General features: G+C 57.8%; 5 protein-coding genes and 2 pseudogenes. 6 read left to right on the top strand and 1 reads right to left on the bottom strand.

Annotation, left to right across the window (positions count from 1 at the left end):
• Window positions 1–273: pseudogene (locus HLUSI_RS0110035) on the bottom strand (two-component sensor histidine kinase); the annotation flags it as partial.
• Window positions 274–287: 14 nt separating this feature from the next.
• On the opposite strand from HLUSI_RS0110035, the gene HLUSI_RS28005 reads away from it, so the two are divergent.
• The 6 genes and pseudogenes from HLUSI_RS28005 to HLUSI_RS31495 form a co-directional block, all read left to right on the top strand.
• Complete coding sequence (locus tag HLUSI_RS28005; protein ID WP_016833837.1) at window positions 288–830, top strand: acyltransferase family protein; 543 nt, start codon at window positions 288–290, stop codon at window positions 828–830.
• On the top strand, window positions 827–1900 hold the full coding sequence (locus HLUSI_RS0110025) for a glycoside hydrolase family 5 protein (RefSeq protein ID WP_029363345.1): 1074 nt from the start codon (window positions 827–829) through the stop codon (window positions 1898–1900). The genes HLUSI_RS28005 and HLUSI_RS0110025 overlap by 4 nt, the downstream gene beginning before the upstream one ends.
• Window positions 1901–1974: 74 nt before the next feature.
• The gene (locus HLUSI_RS34045) at window positions 1975–2361 is read left to right on the top strand and encodes a glycosyltransferase family A protein (RefSeq protein ID WP_238533960.1); all 387 of its coding nucleotides are present in this window, start codon (window positions 1975–1977) and stop codon (window positions 2359–2361) included.
• Window positions 2362–2806: 445 nt separating this feature from the next.
• Window positions 2807–4294: a lipopolysaccharide biosynthesis protein gene (locus tag HLUSI_RS0110015; RefSeq protein WP_029363344.1), complete on the top strand. Its 1488-nt coding sequence runs from the start codon at window positions 2807–2809 to the stop codon at window positions 4292–4294.
• 70 nt (window positions 4295–4364) lie between these two features.
• Complete coding sequence (locus HLUSI_RS0110010) at window positions 4365–5123, top strand: WecB/TagA/CpsF family glycosyltransferase (RefSeq protein ID WP_040503354.1); 759 nt, start codon at window positions 4365–4367, stop codon at window positions 5121–5123.
• A gap of 45 nt (window positions 5124–5168) precedes the next feature.
• A pseudogene (locus tag HLUSI_RS31495) lies at window positions 5169–5549 on the top strand (sugar phosphate nucleotidyltransferase); the annotation flags it as partial.
• Between the last annotated feature and the right edge of the window lie 243 nt (window positions 5550–5792).

The following is a 5792-nucleotide window of genomic DNA, read 5'->3' as shown; positions in this document are numbered from 1 at the left end:
GAAGGAGCCGAGCTTTGACGTAATAAAAGACACCTTGCCGTCGGCCGGGGTCAGGGTGTCCAGCTTGGTCTGTACGCGCGCCCAGCGCTCCACCGTGCCGACGCGCGAGACCATGTATTCAATATCGTTGAAGGTCGTCACCAGGCCGTCGCGCTCATGGCGCAGCAGCTCGTTCTTGACCACGGCGTACAGCACGCCGCCGATCAGCGAAAAAATGACCAGCGCGGCGGCCGCGAACATCATGACCAGCCGCGCGATGATGGAATGCCTCATCCGTGTTCCCCGTCATGTTCATCATATTCGTCATGCTCCGCTCGGTCATCAGATCCGATCGGCAGCGAGACCGCACCTCACTGAGCTTGCTGCATGCCGTGCTGGCCGTCTCGACCATATTGATTCTCTGCGGCTGGCTGCCACTGGCTTTTTCCAGCAACAACACCTTCTATGACAGCGTTCTGAGCGCCGTTTTCGGTGCCTTGATCGTGTTTTGCCTGTCGTTTCCATCCGCACTCGGGGCGATCGTTTTTGAAAACAAATTCATCCTCTTGTGCGGGGAATGCAGTTTTTCCATTTATCTGCTGCACATGCCCGTGATTTATCTGTTTCGCCAGTGGCATCCGGAATCCTTGCAATCCCCCCTGCAGCTCTTGTTACTGGCGCCGTTTATCGCGCTGGTCCTGCTGTTTTCCTGGCTCAGCTATCGCTTCGTCGAGCGCCCCGGAGCACGGCTCATCAAATCCGCGGGGAAGACCTTGCAGCACAAAGTCCTGCCATTTTTTGCGCTGGCGGACGATCCCCCTGCTGTGCCAACCGAAAGTGAGATCAGATGATAAAGCGCCTATCGATCACGGCACGTAAGTGCCCTTGGCAATGGTCCGCCCTGGCCAGCCATGTACGACGCATGCTCGGTCTGGCGCTATTGGCTGCCGGCTTCCTGTCCGGCCATGCGGCCGTGGCCGGCTGCCTGGACGGCAAGCGGCTGGCAGGCGTCAACCTGAGCGGGCCGGAGTTCGCCGCCGAAAAATTGCCCGGAACGGTCTTCAAGGACTACGGCTATCCTGATCCCGACGACATGCGTTACTTTCAATCCGCGGGCATGAACACATTCCGCTTGCCGTTCCTGTGGGAAAGGATACAGCCGCAATTATTCGGTCCACTGGATGAAGCGGAAGTGCAACGAATAGAACAAACCGTCGCTACCGCCCGTTCGCTAGGCGCCTGCATCATCCTTGATGTGCATAACTTTGGCGAATATCGCGGCAAGCCGCTCGACTCCCCGGCGGTACCGCGCAAGGCATTTTTCGACTTGTGGAGCCGGCTTCTGGCCCGTTTCAAGGCCCCCGAAAACACTGCTTTCGGCTTGATGAACGAGCCCAGCAAATTGCCGATTGCAGCATGGGCAGGAGTGGCTCAGGAAACGCTTGATATCTTGCGCAAAAACGGATCGCGTCATCTGATCCTGGTCGCCGGTGGCAGCTGGAGCGGCGCCCATGCCTGGTTCGCGAAAGAGCAAGGTGTATCGAATGCGGATGCCTTCAGCCAGTTTCACGACCCCGCCAACAATTACCTGATCGAAGTGCATCAATACGCGGATGCCGATTTCTCCGGCACCCAAAAAAGTTGTATCGATCCTGGCCGCCTGAATGCGGTCATGAACGCGATCACCACATGGGCCAAGGCGACCAAGCAGCGTTTGTTCCTGGGCGAGTTCGGCGTCGCCCCCACGCCACCCTGCCTGCAGGCGTTGAGCGCCATCGTGGGAGGCATGCAGGACCGCGCAGCCTGGGGCGGCTGGACCTATTGGACCAGCAGCAAATGGCTGGGCGACTATCCGTTCAACCTGGGACCCGACAGTAATGGCGACAAGCCGCAGATGGCCATTTTGAAAACCGGCCTGTAGGCCGTGTCCATTTCCATGTCTGGGATGTAACAAGCGATATGGCACTGATGCACAACATGCACGAAGGGAACACGATGAAATTTTCACTGGTGTTGGCCACGCTGGGGCGCACTGACGAGGTTGCACGATTTTTAGTGTCGCTGCACGCCCAGGACTATCGAAATTTCGAGCTGATCGTCGTCGATCAGAATGACGATGATCGTCTGGTTCCACTGATGGCCATGTATGGCGAAAAAATGCAGATCCGGCATCTCCGCTCGGCTGCACGCGGCGCCTCGCGCGCTCGCAATACCGGCCTGTCGCTGGCGAAAGGTGACGTGATTGCCTTTCCCGATGACGATTGCTGGTATCCGGACGGCTTACTGACACAGGTGGCCGCCGTCCTGCAACAGCATCAGGAGCTCGATGGCATTACCGGCCGCTTCACCGACCCCACCCTCGTACCGAGGGCCGCTGGCTGAGCAGCAGCACGCTGCTGAACCGCTACAACGTCTGGCGCGGCGCGATCGAATTCAGCATTTTTCTGCGCCGGCAGGTCGTGGATACCGTCGGCCAGTTCGATGAATCGCTGGGTGTCGGCGCCGGCACCGAATGGGGTGCGGCAGAGGGAACCGACTATCTTCTGCGCAGCCTGCAGCACGGCTTCAAGTTGAAATATCTGCAAGAAATAACGCTGCACCATCCAGTGAAAACCGCCAACTTCGACGACAACGCCTGCCACCGGCAAAAAAAATATGAGGCAGGCATTGGCCGCGTGATGCGCATCAACGCCTATCCGTTCTGGTATTTCCCCGGCACCTGCCTGCGCACCTGCTGTGGCGCATTGTTGGCCATGGCGGGCGGCAATTTTCTCAAAGCACACTTCAAATACGTCAGCCTGCTGGCGCGCGTGCAAGGATGGCGAAAATGAGCAAACAAGCTCAAACAGACATGAACGGCAACCTGGCCTCCGGCTCGATCTGGTCGATCGTCGATAACCTCGCCCAGCAAGTGCTGTCGTTCCTGGCATTTGCCGTGCTGGCGCGCTTTCTGGCGCCGGATGCCTTCGGTTTGTTGACGGTGGCGCATCTGTTCATCTTGTTTACCCGGCTGGTCGTGTTCGACGCCATCGCCATGCCCATCGTGCGCGCCCTGGCGCCGAACGACAGGCTGTATTCCTGGGTGTTTACCTGCTGCTCGATTGCCGGCCTGCTGTTGACCATGGCGATGTTTTTTTCGGCGGGGCTGATCTCTTCCCTGTTTCGCACGCAGGATCTGCAAGTCGTGCTGCAGGGAATGAGCATCTCAATTTTTTTCTTCGGTCTGGTGCGCGCTTATGAAGCCAGACTGGTGCGCAATATGATGTTCCGGCAACTGGCAATCCGCTCGATCGCTTCGGTGATGATAGGCGGCGTCATTGGCATAGCAATGGCGGCCAGTGGGGCGGGCGCGATATCGCTGGTGGTGCAGCAGGTCGTGGCGTCCGGCCTGGGTCTGGTGCTGGTGGTGGCGCAAAGCAGATGGTTGCCGACGCTGGCGTTTGATCGCGCACTGTATAAAAAATACTGGGACGATATCCGCCAGGTCGGCATGAGCGGCTTGCTCAATTTTGCCAACGCAAACGGCGATTCTCTCTTGGTCGGTTTTTTGCTCGGACCTTACGCGACCGGCTTGTACAACCTGGCCAAGCGCGTGACCTCAGCAGTCTATCTGGTCATTACCAGTTCGATGCAAAGAGTCGCCCTGCCGATGTTTTCCGATGCATTGGAAGATCGTATTGAATTGCAGAATCGCTATCTGAAAATCATCGGCATCACTCTGTTTTTCATTCTGCCCTTGTTCTGTTTCCAGGGAGCGCTGGCCACACCGCTGGTGCAGATCGTATTCGGTGCGAAATGGTTACCGGCAGCGCCAGTCATCGGTGTCCTGGCGCTCCTTTACATGCTCTCCTCGATTGTTCAGTTGAATGATTACCTGTTTTTTTCACTCGGAAAAAATCGGCTGCCAGTGTGGCTCAGCATCGCGCAATTGATGCTGGCAATTACCTCTGCCGCCAGCGTCAGCCGCTTCGGCCTGGTCGGCATGAGTATGTCGTTTTGCGGCGCCTATCTGGTGATATTCCCGATTTCCCAATGGCTATTGCATCGCGCGCTTGGCCTGAATTCACGCATGGTGTGGTTCGCACTGGCGCCGCCTCTGGTGGCGGGCGTGGTGTTGTTGTTGGGACTGGAAGCTTATCTGGCGCTGATACCGCGACACTTCACCAGCCTGACGCTGGCAGGCGGCATCGTGCTGGTTTGCCTGGTATATCCGCTGACGGTCGCCGTGACCGGATGGCGTATCAGGGGCCGCAACGCTTCCTGGCATGCCCTGCTGCAGTCAGTCTTGCGGCCGCTCCGCACAGGTACACGCTAGCGCATTCAGGTCTTAGAAATGAGTTTTCTCTGTTGAATCAATGCTGATATTGCCAATGAAGGAGTACATCATGTCTGAAAACAAATTTATCCACATCGCTGGATTTCCGGTAGTCAAGACCACCTCTTCCGTGTTGTCCAGATATCTGCTGCGAACCAAGTGCCTCAACAAAAAGGCCAGCTTGTTTTTTGCAAATACCAATTTCATCGTGCAATGCCATCCCCTGCGGGAAAAGATAAAAAGCACGCCCGTGGTCATCGTCAATGACGGCGTTGGCATGGATATCGCGGCTTATTTGTTCCGTCGCCAGACGTTCAAGGAAAATCTGAACGGCACAGATTTCGTCCCGCGCTTTTTTGCCAATGCCCCGACGCCGTTGCGTGTGTTCATGCTGGGCGGCAGGCCCGAGATGCTGGCCAAGGCCGCCGTGCATGTGCGCACTACGTTGAAGCAAGAAGTGGTCGGCACCTGCGATGGCTATGCAGGCATGGCCCAGGACCGTGCCGTCCTGATTGATTCGATCAACCGCGCGCGGCCAGATGTGGTGCTGGTGGCATTGGGCAATCCGATACAAGAAGAATGGATTCTGGCATGCCGTGATGCGCTTAATGCCAATGTGGTGATCAGCGTCGGCGCCCTGTTCGACTTCTGGAGCGGAGAAAAGCCGCGTGCGCCGCAACTGGTGCGGCGGATTCGTCTTGAGTGGCTATTTCGCCTGTCGCTCGAACCACGGCGCTTGGCGCAACGCTATACCGTTGACATCATGAAATTTTTGCTGTTGTGCCATAGGTACAGCGCAGAAAATGCACCGCCCCAGACACGGACTTAACGCACGCTCGCTTTTTCTGCCGACTCGCATGAGGTGATTTCAACCATGAGAATATACCCCGTCATTCTTGCTGGAGGAGCCGGCACACGCCTGTGGCCACTGTCGCGCGAGGCTTATCCCAAACAGCTGCTGCCGCTTTGCTCCTCGCATTCCATGCTGCAGGAGACCTTGCTGCGTCTGGTCAAATGGCCGGAACTGATGCCGCCGCTGCTGGTGTGCGGCAACGAACATCGCTTCCTGGTGGCGGAACAACTACGGGCAATCGGCATTGCACCGCTGGCGATCTTGCTGGAACCGGAGGGCAGGAATACTGCGCCGACGGTGGCCGTGGCGGCGCAGTACCTATTGCAGCATGAGCGCGAGCAGTCCACGGCGACGGCACCGCAAGAGACGAGCCCCGACAGCTTGATGCTGGTGCTGCCGGCCAGCGACGCCAGCATGATCCATTTTTCCCACATCGATTGCAGGATGGTAGCGCTGGCGTTGACGTCGAAACCGGCGCCGGCGAGTTGTTGTTCGATCGCCTGCACGCGCGCCGAGGCGGCGCCGTCGCGCTCGCCGAAGGTCATGCCGTGGAAAGTATTCAGATGACGAATGGCGCCGTCGGCATCGACGGTGCTGGCGATGACGCATTGACCGCCGAGGATTTTTTCCGCGCCGAAGCGCGCG

This window comes from Herbaspirillum lusitanum P6-12 (assembly GCF_000256565.1).
Taxonomy (GTDB): domain Bacteria; phylum Pseudomonadota; class Gammaproteobacteria; order Burkholderiales; family Burkholderiaceae_D; genus Herbaspirillum; species Herbaspirillum lusitanum.
This window is presented reverse-complemented; position numbering and strand designations above follow the sequence as displayed.